This is a genomic window from Rhodovibrio sodomensis (assembly GCF_016583645.1).
Lineage (GTDB): Bacteria > Pseudomonadota > Alphaproteobacteria > Kiloniellales > Rhodovibrionaceae > Rhodovibrio > Rhodovibrio sodomensis.
Map to the genome: position 1 here is coordinate 251,985 of NZ_NRRL01000001.1, position 21,681 is coordinate 273,665.

At 68.0% G+C, this 21,681-nt stretch carries 28 protein-coding genes; 26 read left to right on the top strand and 2 right to left on the bottom strand.

The features are described 5' to 3' along the window. Positions 1–152 precede the first annotated feature (152 nt). The 8 genes from CKO28_RS01530 to CKO28_RS01565 all read left to right on the top strand — a co-directional run bounded on the left by CKO28_RS01530 (position 153) and on the right by CKO28_RS01565 (position 8,009). Positions 153–1,946, top strand: coding sequence for a hypothetical protein (locus CKO28_RS01530; protein WP_200338771.1), 1,794 nt, complete (start codon positions 153–155; stop codon positions 1,944–1,946). 45 nt (positions 1,947–1,991) lie between these two features. Beyond that, positions 1,992–2,567 carry a hypothetical protein gene (locus tag CKO28_RS01535; protein WP_200338772.1) on the top strand — a complete coding sequence of 192 codons (576 nt, stop codon included), beginning with the start codon at positions 1,992–1,994 and terminating at the stop codon, positions 2,565–2,567. A 317-nt stretch (positions 2,568–2,884) separates the two neighbouring features. Next, complete coding sequence (locus CKO28_RS01540; RefSeq protein ID WP_200338773.1) at positions 2,885–3,076, top strand: hypothetical protein; 192 nt, start codon at positions 2,885–2,887, stop codon at positions 3,074–3,076. A 29-nt stretch (positions 3,077–3,105) separates the two neighbouring features. Next, positions 3,106–3,321: a hypothetical protein gene (locus CKO28_RS01545; RefSeq protein WP_200338774.1), complete on the top strand. Its 216-nt coding sequence runs from the start codon at positions 3,106–3,108 to the stop codon at positions 3,319–3,321. Positions 3,322–3,375: 54 nt separating this feature from the next. Beyond that, positions 3,376–3,786, top strand: coding sequence for a hypothetical protein (locus tag CKO28_RS01550; RefSeq protein WP_200338775.1), 411 nt, complete (start codon positions 3,376–3,378; stop codon positions 3,784–3,786). A gap of 245 nt (positions 3,787–4,031) precedes the next feature. Beyond that, positions 4,032–4,775: a YHYH domain-containing protein gene (locus CKO28_RS01555; protein ID WP_200338776.1), complete on the top strand. Its 744-nt coding sequence runs from the start codon at positions 4,032–4,034 to the stop codon at positions 4,773–4,775. Positions 4,776–4,815: 40 nt separating this feature from the next. Further along, positions 4,816–6,213, top strand: coding sequence for a hypothetical protein (locus CKO28_RS01560; RefSeq protein WP_200338777.1), 1,398 nt, complete (start codon positions 4,816–4,818; stop codon positions 6,211–6,213). 347 nt (positions 6,214–6,560) lie between these two features. After that, on the top strand, positions 6,561–8,009 hold the full coding sequence (locus tag CKO28_RS01565) for a glyoxalase superfamily protein (RefSeq protein ID WP_200338778.1): 1,449 nt from the start codon (positions 6,561–6,563) through the stop codon (positions 8,007–8,009). A 124-nt stretch (positions 8,010–8,133) separates the two neighbouring features. Here the strand turns inward: CKO28_RS01565 and CKO28_RS01570 are convergent, their stop codons facing one another. Beyond that, positions 8,134–8,277 carry a hypothetical protein gene (locus tag CKO28_RS01570; protein ID WP_200338779.1) on the bottom strand — a complete coding sequence of 48 codons (144 nt, stop codon included), beginning with the start codon at positions 8,275–8,277 and terminating at the stop codon, positions 8,134–8,136. 161 nt (positions 8,278–8,438) lie between these two features. Between CKO28_RS01570 and CKO28_RS01575 the strand changes: the two genes are divergently transcribed. From CKO28_RS01575 to CKO28_RS01610, 8 genes are all read left to right on the top strand, one after another. Further along, positions 8,439–9,029, top strand: coding sequence for a hypothetical protein (locus tag CKO28_RS01575; RefSeq protein WP_200338780.1), 591 nt, complete (start codon positions 8,439–8,441; stop codon positions 9,027–9,029). A 73-nt stretch (positions 9,030–9,102) separates the two neighbouring features. Then, positions 9,103–9,753, top strand: coding sequence for a hypothetical protein (locus CKO28_RS01580; protein ID WP_200338781.1), 651 nt, complete (start codon positions 9,103–9,105; stop codon positions 9,751–9,753). Positions 9,754–9,797: 44 nt separating this feature from the next. Further along, positions 9,798–10,979 (top strand): CCA tRNA nucleotidyltransferase, encoded by a 1,182-nt coding sequence (locus CKO28_RS01585; RefSeq protein ID WP_200338782.1) that lies wholly within the window; start codon positions 9,798–9,800, stop codon positions 10,977–10,979. A 165-nt stretch (positions 10,980–11,144) separates the two neighbouring features. Continuing rightward, a complete protein-coding gene (locus tag CKO28_RS01590; protein ID WP_200338783.1) occupies positions 11,145–11,408 on the top strand; it encodes a hypothetical protein in 264 nt (87 codons plus the stop codon). Positions 11,409–11,414: 6 nt separating this feature from the next. Then, positions 11,415–13,760 (top strand): peptidoglycan-binding domain-containing protein, encoded by a 2,346-nt coding sequence (locus CKO28_RS01595; RefSeq protein ID WP_200338784.1) that lies wholly within the window; start codon positions 11,415–11,417, stop codon positions 13,758–13,760. Between the two features lie 202 nt (positions 13,761–13,962). Continuing rightward, positions 13,963–14,316 (top strand): hypothetical protein, encoded by a 354-nt coding sequence (locus CKO28_RS01600; RefSeq protein ID WP_200338785.1) that lies wholly within the window; start codon positions 13,963–13,965, stop codon positions 14,314–14,316. A 26-nt stretch (positions 14,317–14,342) separates the two neighbouring features. Continuing rightward, positions 14,343–14,786, top strand: a complete 444-nt coding sequence (locus tag CKO28_RS01605) for a helix-turn-helix domain-containing protein (protein ID WP_200338786.1) — start codon at positions 14,343–14,345, stop codon at positions 14,784–14,786. 4 nt (positions 14,787–14,790) lie between these two features. Then, positions 14,791–15,030, top strand: coding sequence for a hypothetical protein (locus tag CKO28_RS01610; RefSeq protein WP_200338787.1), 240 nt, complete (start codon positions 14,791–14,793; stop codon positions 15,028–15,030). Positions 15,031–15,075: 45 nt separating this feature from the next. Here CKO28_RS01610 and CKO28_RS01615 read toward each other — a convergent pair whose 3' ends face one another. Next, positions 15,076–15,597, bottom strand: coding sequence for a PAS domain-containing protein (locus CKO28_RS01615; RefSeq protein ID WP_200338788.1), 522 nt, complete (start codon positions 15,595–15,597; stop codon positions 15,076–15,078). Positions 15,598–15,827: 230 nt separating this feature from the next. Here CKO28_RS01615 and CKO28_RS01620 point away from each other — a divergent pair, with 230 nt between their 5' ends. The 10 genes from CKO28_RS01620 to CKO28_RS28795 all read left to right on the top strand — a co-directional run bounded on the left by CKO28_RS01620 (position 15,828) and on the right by CKO28_RS28795 (position 21,445). Beyond that, entirely contained in the window at positions 15,828–16,163 is a 336-nt protein-coding gene (locus tag CKO28_RS01620) for a cyclic-phosphate processing receiver domain-containing protein (RefSeq protein WP_200338789.1), read from the top strand. Continuing rightward, a complete protein-coding gene (locus CKO28_RS01625; protein WP_200338790.1) occupies positions 16,160–16,669 on the top strand; it encodes a hypothetical protein in 510 nt (169 codons plus the stop codon). Before CKO28_RS01620 ends, CKO28_RS01625 begins: the two co-directional genes overlap by 4 nt. Further along, positions 16,666–17,214 (top strand): hypothetical protein, encoded by a 549-nt coding sequence (locus CKO28_RS01630; protein WP_200338791.1) that lies wholly within the window; start codon positions 16,666–16,668, stop codon positions 17,212–17,214. Before CKO28_RS01625 ends, CKO28_RS01630 begins: the two co-directional genes overlap by 4 nt. Then, a complete protein-coding gene (locus CKO28_RS01635; protein WP_200338792.1) occupies positions 17,211–17,516 on the top strand; it encodes a hypothetical protein in 306 nt (101 codons plus the stop codon). Before CKO28_RS01630 ends, CKO28_RS01635 begins: the two co-directional genes overlap by 4 nt. A gap of 28 nt (positions 17,517–17,544) precedes the next feature. Continuing rightward, positions 17,545–17,796 (top strand): hypothetical protein, encoded by a 252-nt coding sequence (locus CKO28_RS01640; RefSeq protein WP_200338793.1) that lies wholly within the window; start codon positions 17,545–17,547, stop codon positions 17,794–17,796. 20 nt (positions 17,797–17,816) lie between these two features. After that, positions 17,817–17,966, top strand: coding sequence for a hypothetical protein (locus tag CKO28_RS01645; protein ID WP_200338794.1), 150 nt, complete (start codon positions 17,817–17,819; stop codon positions 17,964–17,966). Between the two features lie 345 nt (positions 17,967–18,311). Further along, positions 18,312–19,751 (top strand): hypothetical protein, encoded by a 1,440-nt coding sequence (locus CKO28_RS01650; RefSeq protein WP_200338795.1) that lies wholly within the window; start codon positions 18,312–18,314, stop codon positions 19,749–19,751. A gap of 106 nt (positions 19,752–19,857) precedes the next feature. Further along, positions 19,858–20,442 carry a hypothetical protein gene (locus CKO28_RS01655; RefSeq protein WP_200338796.1) on the top strand — a complete coding sequence of 195 codons (585 nt, stop codon included), beginning with the start codon at positions 19,858–19,860 and terminating at the stop codon, positions 20,440–20,442. 91 nt (positions 20,443–20,533) lie between these two features. Continuing rightward, positions 20,534–21,067, top strand: a complete 534-nt coding sequence (locus tag CKO28_RS01660) for a PAS domain-containing protein (RefSeq protein WP_200338797.1) — start codon at positions 20,534–20,536, stop codon at positions 21,065–21,067. Positions 21,068–21,316: 249 nt separating this feature from the next. After that, complete coding sequence (locus tag CKO28_RS28795; RefSeq protein WP_274610888.1) at positions 21,317–21,445, top strand: hypothetical protein; 129 nt, start codon at positions 21,317–21,319, stop codon at positions 21,443–21,445. Positions 21,446–21,681: the final 236 nt, after the last annotated feature.

Consider the following 21,681-nt stretch of genomic DNA (forward strand, 5'->3'; position numbering starts at 1 on the left):
GCCACGCTGATCGGTGCGACCCCAGACTTCCAGAGAAAGCGAGAACGCGGGGAAGAGGCGCCGCGTCCGGGCGGCGCGGTCTGACGACCACCCGGCCGCGCACCTGTGCCCGCGCTGTCGGCGAGATACGACACCCCATGCGGAGAACCGACATGTCCGACGCGCCCTACATGCAGCCGCTGACGCTTCACCTGATCGAACCGCGTCGCGATCCGCTGCCCGAGGACCTGCTGGAGGCCGCCGCGCGCGAGGCCAAGAGCAAGCCGCGCAAGGGCACGGACCCGTTTATCGAGTACGGTCAAAACGACATCCTGAAGAAAGCGAAGCGCGCCCGGCTGGCGCTGATCCTCGTCGGAAAGCCGCACTACGCGCTGCACGATCTGGCCAGCCGCTCGGACTCCGTCACGCTGATCGAGGTCGGGCCCTACGGGCTGCGCGGCTGGGCCACCGACCAGAACTACGGCTGTTCGCCCCGCAACGCGCTGTCGCTGATCGAAGGCTGGCTGCGCCCGCGTGGCGCCTCGCGTCAGCCGGACTTCATCCGCACGCCGATCCGCCAGTTCCTCGCCCAGCTCGACCAGGACATCCTGGGTGCGCTGAAGCGATGCCGGCGCTTCGAGGAAAGCGTCTACAACTGGATCTCGGTGCAGCCCGAGCGCCGCGGCATGGCGGTCCGCTCCTATCCAGCGCTGGTTGAGGAGATGATCGAGTCCCCGGCTGTCGCGGCCGCGATCACCTTCGGCGGCTCGCTGGAGGAGGCGCTCGCCGACGCCACCCGTCTGTCCCGCGCGCAGGTGCGCCTGTTCGCCGGGCGTCCGGTCTGGATGATGGCGAAGTCGCCGCTGCGCTTCGACACCAACCTGCGCCAGCAGCTGCGCGAGACGCCGCCGCACGTCCTGCCCCGGACCCTGCAGGGATGGCACGACTTCCACCTGCTCTGGAGCATGATCTCCATGCTTGGCCAGCGGGTCGAGAGCGACACCAAGCGCAAGATCCTGGCCGACACGGTGAAACGCAAGGGCTGGGCTCGCGAACTGCGCGTCCTGACCGACCACCAGGCGCCGTCCAGTGCGATCCGGTCGAGTTTCGATGCGCTGGGCGACCTGATGCACTGCCTGCTCGTTCCAGCCGCGATCGCCACTGGCCACGCCAACGCGCGCAACTGCGTCAACGCGCTCAAGACCCGCAACAAGACCCGTTCCGGCGACGCCCTGATCAAGCAGATCGCCGGCGACGGCGGCCTGCGGGCGTTACTCGCGTTCTCCGCAGCCTGGCACGCCCGCGTCGCGGGCCGCGACACCGCCGGCGGCGCCAGCAACAACACGACCGCCCTCTACAGCGACAATCAGGAACTGCAACATCTAACCCAGCGGCCCCAGACGTTCGACGATGGCGTGGTCGCGACCCCGATCCGCACCATCGGCGACCTGCGGCGCGAGAGCGCGGAACTGAACCACTGCCTGGCAAGGGTCTATCAGGGGTCCCTGATCAACGGCTCCCTGGTGGCCTTCAAGCTCGAAGGTCCTGACGGCCTGCGCGCCAGCTGCACCATCCGCGTCAGGGACAGCGGCAAGCACACCGCCGACGCGGCGCACGGCCACAACGACTGCACCGATCCGCGGTTCAACGCCGCGCTCGCGGCACTGGTCGAGCGGGTCGAGGGCGAAGCGCTGTCCGGGGGCGAGGAAACGCTGCGCATCTACAACATGCACCGCGGGCTCGCCGGCATGATCGAAGACCCCAGTCTGGCGCTCGAGAACGCCCAGGCCGCCTTCCCGCAGTTCGCGCCGATGCTGCCCAAGCGCTTGCGGGCACCGGACGCCATGTCCCTGATCGAGGGGCCGCTGTTCCCGGTGGCCCGCACGCTCTGCCTCAAGGCATGGACCAAGGCGATGATCGAGGAGCAGGCCGCGGACGCCAACGGCCAATACTCGCTGGCCGCCTAGCGCGGCCAGCCCCCACATCCCCGGCGCCCACCACAGGAGCGCGGCATGCTGTACGACCTCACCTACCTCACCCTGATCCGCCGGGATCGTGCCTGGAAGTCGGTCGAGGCCGACAGCCCCACGGCGGCTCTCCGGCAGGTGCCGCGCTCCGCGGGCGGACCGCTCAGCCTGTCCGATGCCGCCAGCGGCCGGATGCTCTGGCACAGCCAGACCGGCTGGATCGACGGCGACCCCCAGCACGGCTTCTCGGTGCCGCGGGTCATCGCGCGCATCTGGCCCTGCCCGGTCTGGCCCCTCGGCGAGGTGCGTGCCTATCTCGCCCGCAACGCGGACGCGGGGATCTTCTGCAAGGGCGGCATCGCCTACGTCACCGCCAACCAGCACAGCGGCCAGGACCAGCACCTGCGGGCCGCGGTTGTGCTCAGGGACATCCTCACCCTGGTCGACGAGGGCGTCCTTCATTGCATGCCGGTCTGCTTCAAGCCGCACTGGTTCTACCACCGCGGCCCCTGCCCGAACGGCAAGCTCGCCTTCCCCACCCGGATCCCGGAAGACCCGCGCCAGCGCCCGAGCGGCCTGCTGGTATCCGAGGTGATGGGTAGGTTTCCCGCCGCTGCCTAGGCGCACTCCTGGACCGTCCTCGAGCCCACGTCGCTTGCTTGACGCACCTCAGCCCTGCTGGCGCAGCCGGCGCGTCGAACACCCTGATCCTCGCAGATGCCCACGCCACCAGTCTGTCCCCAGCCAGCTGGCGGCCGCTCACTCGCCGACAACGTGAGACGTCCATCATGGCGGCAGAGGTCGGATGGCCGCCCCAGGATTTCCGCGTGACTGCACGCCAGTCCGGACACACGTCTTCCTGGCACTAAGCTGCATCCTGGGTTAGCTTCGCGCGGGGGCTTTCCACGACGCCGGGGATATTCATGGACCACCGCTTGATGAGCGCTCTTGAGGCGCTCCTGTTCATCGCCGTCTTCATGGCCTTGGCATGGGTGATCGCCAAGCTCGTGCAGGTCATGAGCGGCCGCCGGATCGATGCCCGGGAACAGCGGTACTACACGATCGCCGGCGGGCTCGGGCTCGGGACCAAGATCGTCCTGACATCGCTGGCCAATTCGGGCATGAGCTGATGGCCGCCACGAGGCTCCGGGAATGCGGGATGCAGTGGCTCGGCATCGGCTACTTCGCCGGCGCCATGATCGATTGCGCGGTGCGCTCGGATATCTTCGTGTTGCGGGTGAACGGCCCGCGCACCCTCTACCCGTTCGAGTTCTCCCGCAGCACAATCTCCGGCCCGTTCGGGCTGTTCCTGGATTACATGGAGAGCGTGCAAAGCTTTGTCTGGCCGCTCCTGCTGCTCATCGATCTGATCTGATCTCGACACGGGTCGATCGCCTCCGGATCCACCCGCGAATACGGAGAGCTCTCTATGGACTCACTCGCCCCCAACATCATGGCGAACATGGCCGAGCGCTCCTACCGCGACTACCTGCAGCACGTGATCCGCAAACTCGACCGCAAGACCCTCGTCATGGCCACCGGCGAGGAGATCGAGCAGCAAGTCGCACACGGTTGGTGGCCGGACCAGAACGAGTCTGAGGTCTGGCATGCACTCGGCTCGACAGCCGATACGCTGCTGCTCAACTTACAGCTCTACAACTTCCAGCGCGCGCCCTGGTCCTGCGGGCGCGTTTTTCGGTTCGTCTCTCCCGACACATCCTACGAGGACCCCTTCGCGGCGTCCCAGTTCCTGACGATCTCCTACATGATCGCCACGAGCGCCCATGAGTCCCGGAACTTCAGGAAGCACCTGGGGCTCCGCAAGGGGCTGTTCGGCTGACCCCAACCCAGCGCAGATCAGCCGATGCAGCACGCATTCGGGATCGCTTTTCGCAACGGGCATGAGGCGCGCTAGCACGCGTCCATGCCGCCGTCGTCTAATCGCACACTCGCGATCCCATACTTCTCGTCAGGCCGGCCCCACCCAAGCCGGGGCGAAAATCGGCAATCGACCACATATCGTTAAGGAATACCGTGCGACAACGGGCGCGTGTATCTTTTGACGATCTGGGGACGCTGTAACCGATGCAGATCCGCTTCGCGATCCTACTCGGGACCGGCCTGTTGGTGGCATCGGCCGGCGCGCATGCTCACGGCGGCGGGCTGGATGCCCATGGTTGCCACAACGACCGTGGTGCGGGCGAATACCACTGTCATCGTGGGACCTTCGATGGACATGCCTTCGCCACCAAGCAGGAGATGCTGCGGCAGCTGGGGGGTGTTTCCGGCGGCGCCACCTCGAGCGGCGCGCCGAGCCCGTCGGGCTACCAGGAATATGACCGCGACCTCTACGCGCACTGGACCGACGCGGATGGCGACTGCATCGACGCGCGGGACGAAGTGCTGCTCTCGGAGAGCCGCGTTCGCCCGGCGATGTCGGCCGACGGGTGCGACGTCGTGGCCGGCGAATGGTTCGACCCGTTCACCGGCCGCACTTTCTCCGATCCGCGCGATCTGCATGTCGATCATCTCGTCCCGCTCGCAGAGGCGCATCGCTCCGGCGCGCACCGCTGGTCCGCCGCCAAGCGTCGCGCCTACGCCAACGATCTCTCTGACCCCCGCAGCCTGATCGCGGTATCGGCCGGCGCCAACATGTCGAAAGGCGCCGACGATCCCGCGCACTGGCTGCCTGAGAACCGTAATTACAGGTGCACCTACGTGCGCCACTGGGTGGCCGTGAAGGACCGCTGGAACCTCAGCATGGATCCGGCGGAACGACGCGCCGTCGAGCAGGTCCGCGCGACCTGCGCCAACCGTGGGCGCCGATGACCTCGATCCAGCACCCGCGTACCAGCAAGGAGACCTGGGAATGCCCAGCACGCGACTGACCGCCCTCATCGCCGGCGCCGCTCTGGCCCTCACGGCGATCTCCGCTGCCCCGGCCCGCGCGGTCGATCTCGACTGCATGGCGCTCGCCGAGGACGTCAAGCGCAATCTTCCCGACAAGATCGCGATGCCGTCGGACGATGTGATCCGCGCCCTGCTCAACGGACAACGTGCCCACCGATTCTTCCCGCGCACGGAGGCGCACAAACAGGACGGCATCCACTGGAAGCCGATCTGGACCATGTCCGCGGGCGAGGTCGGCGCCCTCAAGCGGGCGGTCCAGTCCTGCGCTGACACCGTGCAAACGTGGGGTGCGGACCTGCCGTTCGGGCAGGAGGGCCACCGCCAGCGCCTCTCGACGGCAGCAACGCTGATCGATCAGTTCTATGTGCGCGCCACGGCGCTGAAGGCTGACAAGGCGGAGACCGCGGCGTCCGTGGAGGCTCAAGCCTCCGACCTGGTGGCACGCGCATCAGGGCCGCAAGGCGCACGCCAGTTGATGCTTGCGGCCAAGTCGGTGCTTGAGGCGGCGCCGACCATCGGTGGGGCCGCGGCCTTGGGTCATGCTCAAGAGTTGGTCGATGCCGCTCGGGAAATCGAGCGCCAGCGAGCGAAGGCCAAAGTTCGGATGATCGAGAACGCGCCTCATCCCATCGAGACGTACATGGCAATCGACGACGAGAACGAATACTGGCGCAAGCGCGTCGACCGCGTCGCCGAAAGCTACGTCTTCGTAAAGGCTGGCATCGAATGGAACGGACCTGATCTACGCTACGTGGGGATGCCGTCGAACCAGGAGCAGATCAATAACGTCATCGAAGGATACGAGCTGCGTGCGGAGGAAATGGACCCCATCCAGGGAGGTCTTTTCATCCTGGACGAATTCTTCCTCGGCGACTGGAAAGAGAAAGCCGCTCAGATCAACCGCGTCTTCAAGAAGGATCTTAGAAGCGCCTTACTCAATCTCGCGCGCGCACGGCAGCGCGCCATGCAGGACCATCTGTGCGAAAAGAACGCCCCGGAACTCCCGAAGATCGCCGAGAACATGGTCTTCCGGGCGAAAACGCCCCTGGCCCTTTATCAGACGCTTCCACAACTGATGTGCTACGCGGCCGGGAAGGGGTACACGCCGACCGTCGACTACGAGGATCGCGTTGTTCGACTCGAGCTGACCCACCCCAATGCGCACTACTTTGACGGCGCCGATCCTTTCCGCGAAGCCGTCTTCGACATTGTCGAGATCCCGAACAACTTCTTCTACCTGCACGAACGCGGCAACGACGCGCCCAGGGGGAGCGACCAAGCGATCGCCGCCTGGCAATCCCGCTATAGCGACATCAAGAACACCCACCTGTCGCTCCAGGGCCCCGAAGCATACTGACCCATCCCGAGCCGCCCGGAGCCACACGCTCCGGGCGGAACCTTCTCTCCGCGATTATTCCTTCAGATCAGATGGGTGATCGGACCCCTCATCCCAGCGCCGCGCGGATCCACGTGGCGGCGCTGCGATGAGCGGCCCGCCGGTCGCGTTGGGCTCGGAGGTGCCCGCCGGCCCCGGCTGCCTGGAGGCAGTCATGGCGAAACCTCGCGGTTCTCAGACGTGCCGACCATCCGTCATCTCGATCCTCATCGCATGAGGCTCCCGGGGACGATGGGCAACGGGGCCAGTCCAGCCACAGAGCTGTCGTCGCCGGCAAGCCTCGCTCACATGCGAAGGACGAGACCAAGATGCAGTCCGATCTCACGATCAAGCGCGCCAAGAAGATGGCGCGAACCCTCCAGTCCGCGCTCAAGGATCTGGGCCAGCACCCCGGCTACGCCGCCTGCCTCGAGATGGTGGCCCGTCAGCAGGGCTTCGACAGCTTCAACGCGCTCGAGGCCCGCGTGCCCCAGGACGTCACCGCCACCACGCCGCTTTCCGATCTTTCCGACCTTTCCGACCTTTCCGATGAAGCTTTGAAAGTTGAGCTTTACCGCCGCGGGCAGATCCCCGTCGTCGAGCTGCAGCTGGACACGCTTCGCCGACAGTTCCCGAGCGTACCCCGTCAGCGGATCCTCGATACCCTGTCCGGCCTGCGCTGCCGGATCGCCTACGATACCCGCACCCAGGTCCAGACGTCCCTGGAGCGCCATATGCGCGCGCTGGCCGCCACGTCGCGCGTGCAGGTCGCGGCCACTGGCACCACAACGCTGGGCGCGCTGCAGTTCGCCGACGTCGAGCCCTTCCGCGCCCTGCAGTCCGAGCACTTCGGCCCCAGCAGCACCTGCCAGCTGATGGTCATCCGGCTGCAGACGGCCGACACGGCCGTCGCGGACGCCTACGTCAGCCACGGGACGCATGGCGGCCTGCAGCGCCGCACCCTCAACCACCTGCGGGAAACGCGGCTGGGCAGCCTGCTGGCTGACCTCGCCACGCACCTCGGCGTCAGCGAGGTCGCGGTCGTGCTCCACGCCTACGGCCTGTTCGTGACCGAAGGACCGGCGCGCAACCGGGTCCGGAAGATCTACGCCCTGGCACCCCATGCACCCGAGTTCACCGACGCGGACGAACTCGCAACCCGCTACCCGGATCTGGAGCAGGCTCACAAGCTGCTGCTCCACCGGGTCCTGCCCGTCGCGCCGTTCACGCTCTCGGGCCACGAGGAGATCGAGAGCCGCACCCCGGTCCCGCGCCTGTCCGAGCCGGTCGACGAGACGCTGGGCATGATCCTGTGCGAGCCCTTCCACGCAGCAGACCCGATCCGCAAGCTCGAGGACATCATGTTCGACGAAGAGGCGGGGATGACCACCCTGATCCTGGCCGTCGAGCGCACGGCGAGCGATCTGCGCGCCACCCGCGTCGTTCACCAGCCCGAGATCGAGGGCATCGTGCACGAGACGATCCCGCGCCATCTGTCGACGTCGGTTGGCGAGACGATCGACGACCTGAAAACGCTCGCCGGCATCGAAGGCACGGCCACCTACGTCATCCGACGCGAGGGCCCGAACAGGCAGGTCTACCTTTTCGAGGGGTCGCTGAGCGCGGAGCCCGTGCGAGCCTGGTGCATCGACACGCCAGTGATGGCGGATCCCGACCATGTCCGCCGGGAGCTTAACGCCGAGCTGCTGCCGGATCTGCTCACCGGCCTCAAGCTCGGGCAAACCACGCCCGCGCGCCACGCGGACGCAGCCAACTGAAGGGCGCCGGCCCTGATCACGATAACGGGGCGCCCTCCCGGGCGCCCCGTTTTCTGATCTCAGACCGGTCGCCGCCCGCAACGCGCCCATCACGGGACCAGCGGGCCGTTTGTGCCGGCTTCGATCAGCTCTCAGTCGTCTCGGCCACCTCCCCGGGCTTGACGAATACCACGCAGGGCGGGTTTTCCAGGAGACGACCGCTGTCGTATTCGGTATTGTGCTCGATGAATACCAAAGCGGAGATCACGAGCGCTTCGATCAGGTGCATGGCTGCCGCCCAGGGCCCGGGGTCGGGGGCGACCGGGCACCTGGCTCGGCTCGCCGTCCTATCGGTTTGAAAACGGGGCCGGTAACCGACCTAATAAACCTTTTACGGTATTACGCGCCGAACATGTCGGCCCTTACCGTTGCTCGAACCCAGGAGACCGTATGTTCCGCCTTCTGCGCCGCGCCGCCGCCCTGCTTCTTCTGATCGCGACACCGGCCGCGGCCGAGCCGATCAACATCAGCCAGACCCACTGGAGTTTCCAGCCCTACACAACGCGGGGCCAGGAAACGATGTGTGCGCTGATCTACAAGGCGATCGGCTTCTCGGTGAGCGGGCAGAAGATCTTCATCGAGGGCTCGCTGAACGAGGCCTACCCGGTCGGCAAGATGCCCGGGGTGATCTTCAAGCTCTACGCCGCCGAGATGGCGAGCGACGGCGGCACGCTGCGCCTCGAACATGCCTTCCTGCGTACCGGGGAGCTGACCACGCGCAACTTCCAGCAGCTGCAGAGCGACACCCCCGGAAGCTATCTCGCCTTCCTCAGCATGCTGGAGGACCCCCGGGCATCACAGGACCTCGTCGACGCCGTGATCCAGCGCGGCGCACAGGTCTCCTTCACCGTCGCGGGGAAGGTCACCGACTACACCTTCAGGCTGGCGCCGATCGAGGCGCCGAACGACGCGGTGTACCGGTTCCTGCGCTGCAACATGCGCGCGATGGACCGCGTGCGCCGCGAACTGGACGCCCAGTAGCCAGTCTGGCGCCGCCAGCCCCACATTCCCTGCGGGCCCATCCGGACCCGCGAAACCGCTCAGGAGACGCCCGATGCGTTCCGTCACCGACCTGCTGTCCGGCCAGATGAGCCTGTTCAAGAAGCTCCCCTTCCAAGAGGCTCCCGACCCGGCCGCCTCCTATGCCGCCACGCTCGGGATCGACGACAACCCCCGGCATAAGTTCGCGATCATCAAGGAGTCGGCTTGCCGGCGGCTGCTGCCCGAGGTCCTGGCATGGCTGGACGAGCGCGATGCCAGCGAGGCCGAGCAGGAGCGGGTCCTGGCCGAGCTGATCCGGGCCGCGGACACCGAGGGCTATGAGTTCGCACGCAACCTCGAGCGCCTGGCGCAATGGGGCGAGGTCAACAGCGAGCTGGTCGAGATCCTCGAGTCCTACGGCGTCATCCGCTACGAGATCGTCCGGCAGATGGTCACCGCCTGGGTGAAGGCGAACGACATCCACCTCGACCTCGACGTCGGGACGCGCGTACGCGACCTGCAGCGCTCCGCGAGCCGCGAACGTGCGCGCGAGCTGGGCCGCCCTGCGCTCGAGGAACTCCCCGAGCGCCTTGGCACCATCGTCGACCTGCGTCCGGAAACGGCCGAGTACGTGGTCCAATTCGACGAGGAGCGCGCCCGCTTCAAGGACACCAAGGGTGGCCAGATCGTGACCCATACGCGGGTGCAGCGCCTGGATTCCTGACACGTCGACGCCGGACCACCCCCTTCTTCTCCCGGGACTTTACGATGACCCGCATCGAAACACCGGCGTTCCGCCGGGCGATCACCGAGCCCGCGCGCGATCTCGCGCGCATCTACGCCCAGGCCGGTTGCGAGCTCAGACTGGCGGGCGGCGCGGTCCGCGACGCCCTGATCGGCGCCACCCCTAAGGACATCGACTTCGCGTCCGACGCCACGCCCGAGGAGTCCGTCGCCCTGCTCGTGCAGGCCGGCGTGCGGGTGATCGAGACGGGGCTGCAGCACGGCACCGTCACGGCCGTGCACGGCGGCGAGAGCTTCGAGGTCACGACCCTGCGCACCGACGTCGCCTGTCATGGCCGGCACGCCGAGGTGGCGTTCGTGCGCTCCTTCGAGCAGGACGCGGCGCGGCGCGACCTCACCATCAACGCCATGTTCGCTGGCATCGACGGGACCCTGTACGACTTCCACGGCGGCGTCCTGGACCTGGAGAAGCGGGTGGTGCGCTTCGTCGGAGATCCGGCACAGCGGATCCGGGAGGACTACCTGCGAATTCTTCGGTACTTCCGCTTCCGCGCCCGCTTCGGCCCGGCGATGGGCGGCACCGCCGTCGACATGGCGAACCTGGATGCCATCCAGCAGAACCGGGCGGGGCTGGGACAGATCTCCCCCGAGCGGGTGTGGAGCGAGCTCCGTCGCATCCTGGCTGGACCGACCCTCTGGCAGCAGCTGAGCGGCATGGCCGAGACCGGGATCCTGCAGGTCCTTGGTCTGCAGGACCTCGACCTGATCCGCCTGTCCCGGGCGAAAACCTACGCTCTCCATCCTGAGACACTGCTCGGAGCGGCCGCGCGCGACGAGGCGGCTGCCAACGCGCTTGCCGACCAGCTCCGTCTCAGCAACGCGGAACGCGCGCTGATGACCTACGTTGCCGGGACGATCGGCCAGGCCGATGCCCCGCTATCGTGGTTCCAGCGCCAACTCACCGACGGCACCCCGCTGGTGCACGCCCAGGAGGCGCTGCGCGCGCTCCACCGGCCAACCTGCGCGCTGCAGCTGGCCGACTGCGAGGTCCCGGTTTTCCCGGTAACCGGCAAGGACCTGCTCGCCGCCGGACACGCGCCGGGCCCCGCCATGGGACGCGAGCTCGCCCGGCTGAAACGGCTCTGGCAGGAAAGCGGCTATACCTTGAGCCAAGAGAGGCTCCTGGAGATGGGCGTCCCGTCCTGACGCGTTGTAGACCGTCGTCAGACCCGGAACCGCACCCGCGGTTCCGGGTCTTTATCGTGGCTTCCACCCCACTCCGGTCCCGCCTAACACCCTGATCAACCCTTTTCTTGCCAACGTCCAGTGCGCTAGACGAGCCACTGGGGTCCATTCGACGGGGGAAATTCGATGCTGCGACACCTTATTGCATTGGCCGCGTGCGCCCTGCTCACCCAGGGCTGCGCCAGTCCAGCGCGCGATACGGCCGAGACGACATCAAGGCCCGAGCAGAACCAGCAGGCCGCGCCCGATCTTCCCGAGTACGATCCGAGCCAGCTTGACCGGATCGAAATTGACGAGGACGCCAACCGGGCACCCGAGCCCAAGGACAGCGATCAGGCCGCGCCCAGCCGCCCCGACAGCGTGAAGATCGACCTCACCGAGCAGGACTAGGCCGCCGTGACGCGTGACACCGCGATCAAGCTGGTCCTGCTCGCCCTGAGCCTGGGCTACCTCGTCTTCGAGTTCGCATTCAACGCCACCCTGCTGGACACCGCGGCGAGCGTCTCACCGGACAGCGACCGCATCCACGCCGTCGAGACGTTCGGGCGGACGGTGGGCGGCGTCGGCCTGTCCTTGCTGGTCGTCAGCCTGTTCGCACGCGACCAGTGGCAGCTCGCCACGCTGCCGCGCAAGATCGCCGCCTGCGCGCTCGCCGGCGTTATGCTGATTCCCTTCGCCTTCGCGCCCGACGAGCTCCTGAACCGCGCCCTCTTTCCGGTCGCCGGCCTCGGGCTCATCGCGATCGCCCTCTTCCTGACCCGACGCGCCGCCCGGGCCGCCCTGGTGGTCGTCGGGCTGATCGCGGCCTGCGGGCCCGGCATGTACTACGGCCAGCTGATCTTCTTCGAGCGCGCGCTGGTCGACGGCTCCAGCCCGCAACTCCGGCAGAACGCCCGCTACGTCAACCTGCTCAAGCTCGGCCTGAATCATGGCGCCGTCGAGCTCGCCAACGCCGAGGTCCAGCCGGACCTCGATACCCCCGACCAGAAAACCTTTCTCGCCCTGCTGGGCGGCCTGGCATGGCTGGAAGACGACGTCATCAGCACGGTCAAGCAGCATCGCGAGGAGATCGCCGACGTGGTGGTCTCCCGCATGACCGAACAGGGCGTCGAGGAGCGCTGGCAGCAGTACAAGCACCAGCAGGCCCGCTTCCGCGAGGAGGCGTTCCAGCCCTACGTCGAGGCCCGCACCACCTTCTCCGAGCGCTACAACAATGCCGCCGCTGAGGCCCGGGACCGTTACCGGGAGATGCAGGACCAGCTGGCCGAGTCCTGGGACGATTACCAGGACGAGCGCGAGCGCTTTCGCGACCAGATTGCCGAGCGCGTCGACCCCGTTCAGCGATCCGTCCGCAACGCCATCGAGGACTTCGGCAACTGCGATGACGGCCGCTGTCGCCAGCGGGTCCGCGAGCGCTTCCACGAGAACCGCGTCAACGCGGCGATCAAACGACGCCTGGGCCGACGGACCTATCTGATCGAGGACTGGTGCTACGAGCGGGAGCCCACCGCCGGGGAGCGGATCGCTGAGGGGCTCGCGATCCTGAACAACCCGGTCGGCGGACTCGTCCACGCCCTGCAGGGCGGCAGCACCTATCTCAAGTGCCCGACCAACAGGGAAGCGATCATCTACCGCCTCACGCTCGTCGGATCCGGGAAGTTTGAGGAACGTTCCGGCGGCTACCCGCCCGACATCGAGACCCTGGAGGCGTTCAAGCGTCATTCCGAGACGATCCAAAGCGTGCGCGATCGCCTGGCGGACGAAGGCATCGAGATGCCCGAGGGTTGGACCCCGCTCAACCAGAGCGCCTTCCTCGCCAAGGCCGTCCCGGTGGTTCAGCAACGCATGCGGGCGCGCTGGAACCGGAAGATGCAGGCGCGATTCGGCACGACCCTGCCACCGGACCTCGACTTCCGACAGTTCGCCAACCACCCCGCGATGCAGCGGCGGATCGAGCGGCGGTTGGGCGCTGAGATGGCGAGCCGGGTCGACATGACGATCCAGGACCAGGATGTCTTCGTCGAGCGCGTGATCCGTCCGGAGATCCAGGCCCGGATCGACCGCGAACTGCGCATTCTGCGCGCGAGCGTCGAGACATATGCCGACGGCGGTGAGATGGCCGAGGAGGGCCGCCAGGCCGTCCGGGCCGCGCTCGTGCCGCCAATCAGTCTCGCGATCTCGCTGTTGTTCGGACTCCTGACCCTGGCGAAGAACGGCTACGCGGCGATCGATGTGCTGACCAAGAGCACTCGGCCCGCCATCAGGCGCGGCCTGCTCAGCCTGGTCGCCCTCGCACTCGCCTCTGGCGTGCTTGGAGCCCCCTTCGCGGTGACCAACGCCTTCGCGGAGAGCGCCACCTTCAAGCACTACCGCGACATCGCGGCGGACAGGGCCTACCCGACCGCACTCCTGTCCGAGTACGTGATCCGCATCCAGCCGCTGGCCTATCCGGTCGGCCGGTTCGCGCAGGAGCATCTTCAGCCGCAAGCGATGTTCCTGCAGGCCGCCCGCCAGGAACCGGCCAGCCTCCCCGAGGATATCGACCGGCGCCTGCGTCAGCTCGCGCGTGAGGCGAGCCCGCAGCAGATCCGCAGATCCCAACGGGAACTGACGGCCGAGGGCTACTATACCGGCGCTCTCGACGGGATCTACGGACCCAAGACCCGGCGGGCCATGATCGCCGGCGCTCGGAGCGGCGACGTAACGCCCCTGATGGCCGAGTACGGCATCGAGCAGGAGTGAGATGACCCCGCCCTCGGCCGCGACGCCTGCCCTTCCGCCGGTCGCGACACCGAAAAACGCGCAGCCCGGCCGCCTTGTCAGCACATGCAGCTCGCGTACACTGGCTGGTTCCGCGGCAAGGCGTGCGCCGAGTCCAACCCGCACCGACCGGCGGATCTCAGCTTGTCGTAGTATAGATCGTAGTCTATATTCGGGGGTGTGCGTGCTCGAAATCGGCCGCTTGTCGGATGCCTTTGCCGATCTACTGGATCGGCTCGAACAGAACCGGGACTACTGGCTGTTGCAGGCAATCGAGAGCCGTCTGACCCAGCTGACCCGCCAGCCGCCCGTACCCGAGGCGGCGCTGACGCGGCAGGCCGCGCGCGAAGGGCACCTGATCTGGGTGACCAGCGCGCTCAGCCCGAACATGCTGGTCTGCACGGTGATGATCGACCGCACGGCCGGCGAGTTCCTGCCGCTTGACGGACGTATCTTCACGCCTTCGGGCGGCCGGAACGCCCGCGACCTGGAAGCCGAACTCCGGGATCAGCTGCCCGACACGCTCCGGGCGGCGTGAGCCGGGGCCGGCAGGAGATCAACAAGATGGCTCGAGCCCAGACCCGCCAAACCCAGCCGCGCAACGCCCTGCGCCAGCACATGGATGGCCTGCGGGCGCGCGATCCCGCGATGGCCCAGGTCAGTCAACTTGACCAGAACGCCGAGACCACGGCGATCGCCCTGCGCGAGATCCTGCGCGAAGCCCGCAAAGCAAGCGGCCTGACCATGCAGCAGATGGCCGACCGGATGCACGTGACCCAGCCAACCGTCTCGGCGATCGAGACTGGCGACGGCAACCTCGGGGTCAAAACCCTCGCCCGCTACCTCGGCGCCCTCGATATGGACCTGATGCAGCTGGTGACCGATATGCGTCAGAGCGTTCTTGCGCACACGCCCGTCGCCGGGGAAGCCGAGAACGCTCGCGACGCATCCGATGGGGATCCGAGCGCGCCCCCGGCCGCGGCCGCCGCGTCCACGCCCAGGAGCTAGCCGCGTGAGTGCCGCTGATCTCTGCGGCATGATCGGATCGTTCCTGCTGCTTGTCTCGGCGATCCGGGACACGGTCCTGCGCTGGTGGATCTGGGTGCTCCGGCACCGGCGCTACCAACCGGGCCTGGCTGGCCTCCGGCGAACTCTCACCGCGCGCCACCAGGAAGCCCGCGATCGGCCGCTCCTCGACTCGCTCACCCTGGCCGCCGGCGCGTTCTTCCTGATGCTCTCCTACCTGCTCTGATCCGCGCCCAGTCGGTGACCGGACACGCGTGACTGGTGAGACGCGCTATCTGGACAGCTGCGCCAGCCGCAGCACGCCCAGGACATCCGCGATGCGGCGCTGCCTGCCTTCGCCCGCCGGCGCCCGCAGCGGCAACATCGCGCCCGCCCCACGCATCGGCCTGCCGGAACTCGTGACGTTATCGACCTCGAAGTAGACCGGCGCGCCCTTCGCGACCGTGCAATCGAGGACCTCGCGCCACGCCGCTACCGCCGGCGCGCTGCGCTCCAGTTCGCCGAGCGTCCGTTTGGCGAGCCGTTCTCCGAACAGGAAAGAGGCACGCTCGCCGCACAGGCGCCAAAAGTAATCCGCGGCCGACCGCACCTCGATCAGCATCAGATGCGGCAGCAGGCCGGGCCCGAAGTGCAGCGGATCGATGTCATGCCGGGTCGGCAGACCCCGCCCGCCGCGTTTCCGCCAGACGGCCGCCACAGCGCACACGGTCTGGAAGTCCGCACGATGCCACGCCTCGCCCTCGTCGACCTGCGCAAGGGCATATCTGCTGCCGCGCTCACACCGCCGGCTCACGCCCGATAACCCGGCCCACAGGTTCTCTCATCATCCGATCCACCCCTGTCGCCTGCACGCGCCGTTCATATTGCAACCGACCCCGGGGCAAACCTAACAGAATGTCAATCAACCGGCAGGCTAGCCATTACGCCATTCGACGCGCGGCTCAGGTCCAGGCGTGAACCGACCGCGCCCTCACGGCGCCTTCGACCCCAATTTCCAACCATGACGTTTCCGGAGAGATCGCCATGACCGCGCCGCTCAAGATCTGGCTCGACGACGTGCGCCGGCCGCCCGAGGGCTGGACCTGGGCGCAGACCCACGAAGAGGCGATCGATCTGCTGGAGGGCCGTGAGGTCACCGCGATCTCGCTTGACCACGATCTGGGCGACCAGGCGCCGGACGGGCGCGAGCGCACGGGCTACGACGTGCTGCTGCACATCGTTCAACGCTTCATGGACGACCTCCCGGTCCCGCAGGAGGTTTACGTCCACTCGGCCAACCCGGTCGGCGTGGCCCGGATGGAAGGGGTGATCGCGCGCTACCTCGCCCCCGCCGGGATCCGCACCAACACCACGCCATGACCGGCATGTTCGGCCGGAACGCGCCCGACAACCTCGCCTTGGCGCTTGCCAGAGGCCTGCGTCTTTACTTCCGCACCACGCCGTGGCCGGCCCTGATCCTGGTGCCGCTTGAGGCGCCCTGCTGCTCGGTCGCGATCGAGGGCCCGACGACGAGCCGTCATGTCGAGATCAAGAAGGATATCCTGATCTACAAGCGGCCCAATCCGCCACGCGCCCCGATCACGCTCACGCTCGCCACCCGCTACGAGTTCTGGGAGAACGACGTCGCCTTCAACGCCTTCCTGCGTGACGTCCTTCAAACAGGCAAGTCGGAGCGCGCCTTCGAGGCAATCGACCAGGCCGCTGACATCTACGAGGACCTGCTGCGCCGGCCTGTGCGCCTGCGCCTTGGCCCCGATGGCGAGACCTTCACTCCGGGCCTCCGGCCGCCCGACCCCCCGCACCTCAAAACCCTCCGGCCACGACAGCTCTGGATCTGCCCCAAACGCCTGGAGGTCAGCCCGTGACCCGCTTCGCCGTGATGCCCAGACTGCTCGCGAACCCGCCCTACGGCCTCGCCTTCGTCGACCTCGGCACCCGCGGGATACCCGAGATCGGCGCGCGCGTCTGGCTGCTGCTGGCCGACCGGAACCAGGGGCGATGGGTCGAGGGCGAGCTCGACACCAAACTCGAGATCGCGGCCCGGCTGCACCCCGGCGACGCCGAGAGCCGGATCGAGACGCATTCCTTCGACACGGCCGCCGCCGAGGAGCACGCGGGCGCGATGTTCCTGGACTCCGTTCTGGCGCTGCTCGGCCGCGACGCGCCGGTGCTTCCTGGGCTGCTCCACCGTGCGATCGACCGCTTCATGATGCATCTGGCCAGCAGCATGCAGCTGCGCGCGCAGGTCGAGCCCGCTCTCAACACCCATCTCCTGGATGTGCGGCTGTTTCCCGCCGCGCAGACCAATCCACGCCGGCGCACCCCAAGCGGCATCGCGAACCAGTGGCTGCACCCCCAGCACGCCCCACAGAGCCGGCCGATGCGCCCCCGCCAGGAGGAGACGCCATGACCCAGGCTGCCAAGATGACCCAGGCCGCCAAACCCGCCGGGCGCGTGATCCAGGCGACCTTCAGTTTCGCCGTCCCGGCCGGCGCGACCCCCGACCAGATCCTCGAGCGGGTGAAGGACCGCCTGGGTGTCGGCGTCGCCGATCCGGACAACCCGCTCGATGGCTACGAGCTGGAAGCGCTGGAAGAACCGACGCTGGTCGACACGCAGACCCGCTACCGGGAAACCGAGATCCCTCAGCCGGGTCCCGACAGCCGTCGCCGCGTTCTGATCCGCCGCTGGACCGAACCGGACACCCGGTGACTTCCTTCTGACCAGGAATACCCCCTCGATGACCGAACGCACCCCGAAGTCGCCACAGATACAGGACGTCAAGCGCAAGCGCCCCGCCGCCAGCGACCGAGCCAATGCCCGCGCCGCCGTGGTCGCGCTGGCCGCGGAACTGCGAACCTACCGCGAAGCCCTTCGCAAGATCGCGGCCGGCCGGACCGTGCGCCTGCCTGACGGCACGACCCAGGTCGCCGACCGCGAGGACGCGATGGAGATCGCCCAGGCGGTGCTGGACCGTCATTCGCGCCAGTGATGCTGACCCGGAGGTACACCATGACGGCGACAGACACGATCGACCGACTGTTCCAGCGCCATCTCGCCGACGCCAAGCGGACGGTCGAGCGCCTCTCCAGAAAGCCACACGGCACAACAACCTCACCGCAATTGTGGTCAAGGGAAGAGCGCGCAGATGTGGGTGACTGAACCAATGTGTCGTGCGGCCATGAACCGCGCGCGGAACGGTCAGTGCGTGTTCTACGGCGTGCCCGGAAATACCCACAATCCGAGCCCCTTGCCCGCCAAGCCGAGCGACCCGCTCGTGTTTCTATCCGGCGCCGCAGTGTCGACCTGCCAACGGCGCGGCTGGCTGGACGAAGAGCACAACCTCCCACCTGCCGGCCGCAAGGCCCTCCAGGGACAAGACCGAGACTGACGGCAAAACCCAGGACCGGCGCTGGAAAGCCGTTGCGGCGCATCCCCGCAGCACGACCCCATATCCGGATCACCGTGCCTGACCCATGCGCCCCAACCTTCTTCCGGAGAGAGAGCGTGCGCCTCGCAACCCTTCTGGTCGCAACGATCCTCGGCCTGGCCCCGCAACTCGCCGCCCCGCCAGCGCAGGCGCAGTCCATAAGCGCCCAGCAGGTACAGGCGAGCTGTTTCTACCTCTGGCGCCAGTTCGCCCCCGCGACCCAGATCGAGGCGGAGATCACGCCCGGCCTCGCGGTCGGGCTCGCCGAGGGCTTCGCCAGCTGGGACGATCAGCAGTCCGCCGCACCCGGATGGACCGCCTTCCGGCAGTCGAATCTGCGCGCGGTGCGCTGGAAGCCGGCCGCCGAGTGGACCCCGGCCGACATCGAGAGCTACCGGGACACCCTGACCGACTGCGCCAAGTCGAGCCAGGAGCCGCAACGTGCGCGCACCCATCGCGCCGCCGCCGAAGCCATCGGCCGCTACCACGCGGCGCTGAATGACGCGCTGCACGCCCGCTACCGCTTCGAGGTCATGCTCACGCCGATCGCCCGCGGCCCACAGACCCTCTCCGGGGCGCAGCAGCTAATCGCGCTGTACGACGGCCCGCTCGCCCACGAAAACGCCACGCAGCTGGGCAGCCGTTATATCGAGCGCCAACGCCGGCTGGTCAGTCAGCTGGCCGCACGCAAGGCCCACGGCCTGATCAAGCAGCTGCATGACCGCCTGAGCGAGACCGGCAGCGACCGACTGGCCGACGTCCGCGCCATTGACGCGACCCTGCCCCAGGTCCGCGCGCTGATCGATCAGTTCGCCGCCGCCGCGCTGCTCGACCGGGTCGAGCGCACCTGGGCGCCGGTCGCCGAGGCCGCCGATACCCTCGCCCATTCGCTTCAGCGTGCGGTCGAGGTCGATCTCGTGAAGGCCGCCCAGCGCGCCGGCCTGTCCGCGAAGCCGGGATACCCGCGCGCCGACGCCGTCTACGACGTATCCAAGGGCTTTAATCGCTCGCCCTACGCCGAGATTGCCCCGCAGGCGGCCGAGCGCGCACGTCTTGCGGCCGAGCAGCTGTCCCTGACCTACGCCCGGGAGGGCCACCGCCAGCGGTGCGAGACCGCCCTTCGACGCAGCAACCTGTCGACCGCCAAGAGCTGGCGCGTCGCGGCGTCCTACCCGGCGAACCGGAAGCTCCCGACGCCGCCCTACTCCGCGAGCGGGGTCGAGCGCCTGCTGTGCGAGCTCGCCATGCGCGGCTACGAGGTCCGGCTGTCCGGCACCCAGCTCACGCTCGATGCGCGCGACGCCCGGATCGAGCGGGAGGTCACCAAGCGCCTGCCCCGCTTCGAGAAACTGACCGTCGAGATCGAAGAGGTGTCGACCCGTAATGGCGCGATCGCCCGCGGGACCCGGCTCCGCCTCGACGGCGGCACGCCGCGCGAGCTCTCGGCGCGCGAGTGGAACGCCCTTCTGCCGGATCTACTGCGCGCACAGTTCGCCTGGTGGGCCGAGCAGGGCTGATCAGAGGCGCCCGAGGCCGACAGCCCGCCGCCGATCCCGCTAGACTTGTGTCACTGGAAAGCCTGTAAGCCTGTTCGGACGGCTCACCCCGTACCGGAGACCCGAAATGCACCAACAGATCGGCGAGCTGGTCGCGTTCACCGACCCGCCGTCCGACCTCCTGCCAATCCTCCGGGTGATCGGCCACGACCTGCACCGGATTCTTGGCAAGAAGAACAGCGTGCCCGAAGGCCGCAGCCGGCGGTCCTGCATCTGGGCCTCGCTCACCGTCCGCGACCTGCTGCGACATTCCGGCTTTCCCGACGCCGAGGTCGCCCCCTGCCTGCTGCGCATCCAGGGCGTCGATCCCGAGGCCGAGCTCCGCCGCGAGCTTGTGATCGGCGAGGAGCCGGACAACCCGGGCGACCCGGGCTGGACCGGGCACCTCGTGGTGATCGCCCGCGACTGGATGATCGACCCGACGCTCGGCCAGGCGCGCCGGCCGTGGTGGCGCAAGCTCCCGGAGATCGCGGCCACGCCCACGATCGATCCGGCCGACCGGATCAGCTTCATCCTCAGCGCCGACCGCACCACCGCTGTCGAGTGGGTGGCCCGCCCCGACCTCGACGACTGGCAGACGGCGCCGGACGCTGCCCGCGAGCGCCGGCTGGTCGAGGTGCGCAAGCTCGCCCGGAAACTGGCGCGATCCTGACACCCAAGGCGCCCGAAACGCCCTGGGCCATCACCTTGTTTTGGGTTATACTCCTGGGTGTCCGCTGGACCACGCCGTGCACGGAGCTCTCATGCCGGATCCAGGCGACTTCGCTTCCTGGTGCTCAGCCGCCGTTCAGGTTCGCGATGAAGTCAGCATCCAGGACGACCCCGGCTTCGAGGTCGCGCGTCAATGCGCCCGCATCTGGCGAGATCTCGTCGCTGCCGGCCGTCCGTCGCGCCGCGCCCTCGACCCAACACGCCTCGGTCCAGCCCTGCTTCCCTGGGTGACCCTGATCGACGTGCTCGACGAAGGTGGCGACTACCTCTGGCGCCTGTCCGGAGAGGAGGCGGTCAACACCATGGGCCAGCGTCTGGCCGGTCGCCGGCTGTCCCGGATCGAGGCCGAGATGCGCGCCGGCGAGGCGATCGCCTTCCGGTCCACGCTCGACCGCGTGGTCGAGAGCCAGGAGCCTGTGTTCTACGAGATGCGCAATCTGACCCTCAGCCGCCGGCAGCGACAGACCTGTGGCGGCCTGTTTCCGCTCTGGACCGACGACGCCCCGCAGCCCCACCCGGACTGCATCTTCAGCGGCTTCGAGACCCGGCGCACACGAGAGGACTGACCGCGCCAGGTCGACCGCCCGGGAAGATCACAGGGGCCAAAAATTTCTCTGACACGCACACAGTTTTTCTACGGTCGTAACGCCCTTTTTACGGTCCTGCCCCCATATCGGGAATGTCGGTCGGCACGCGGACCCTGGCGGGGCGCTGGCGGCCTCCCCCGACATCCCCGAAAACCAGCACCACGGGTGGCGGCGCCGTGAACGCCCGTGGTGCATCCGACCCACGCGCGCTTTTCAGGACCCCGCGCCATGGAAGACATCGCCTCGCTCTCGCTACTCGCCGTCCTCGCCGCCTTCGGCTGGATCATCTACCAGAGCCGCCACGAGTCGGCGGCCCCGGCCCCCGAAACCACGCCCCTAGGAGGCCTCGCCGAGTGACCTCTCGTCCCAGGCCGACTCACCACCGGCCAGCTCCCTGAAGCCCGACCGCGACACCACGGTCGGGCTTCTTCGTTTCTGGGCTCGCGATTCCGCGATCGCGCGGCGCTTTCAGCGCCGGCCGCGCGCCCCGCAGATGACCCCGGCCCCATCTCCAGCGTGGAAGCGCGCCAGGGATCAGGCGCGCATCCCGGTCGGACGGGGGGGCTTTGCGGCCCGGAAGCCTCCCCGCCCGA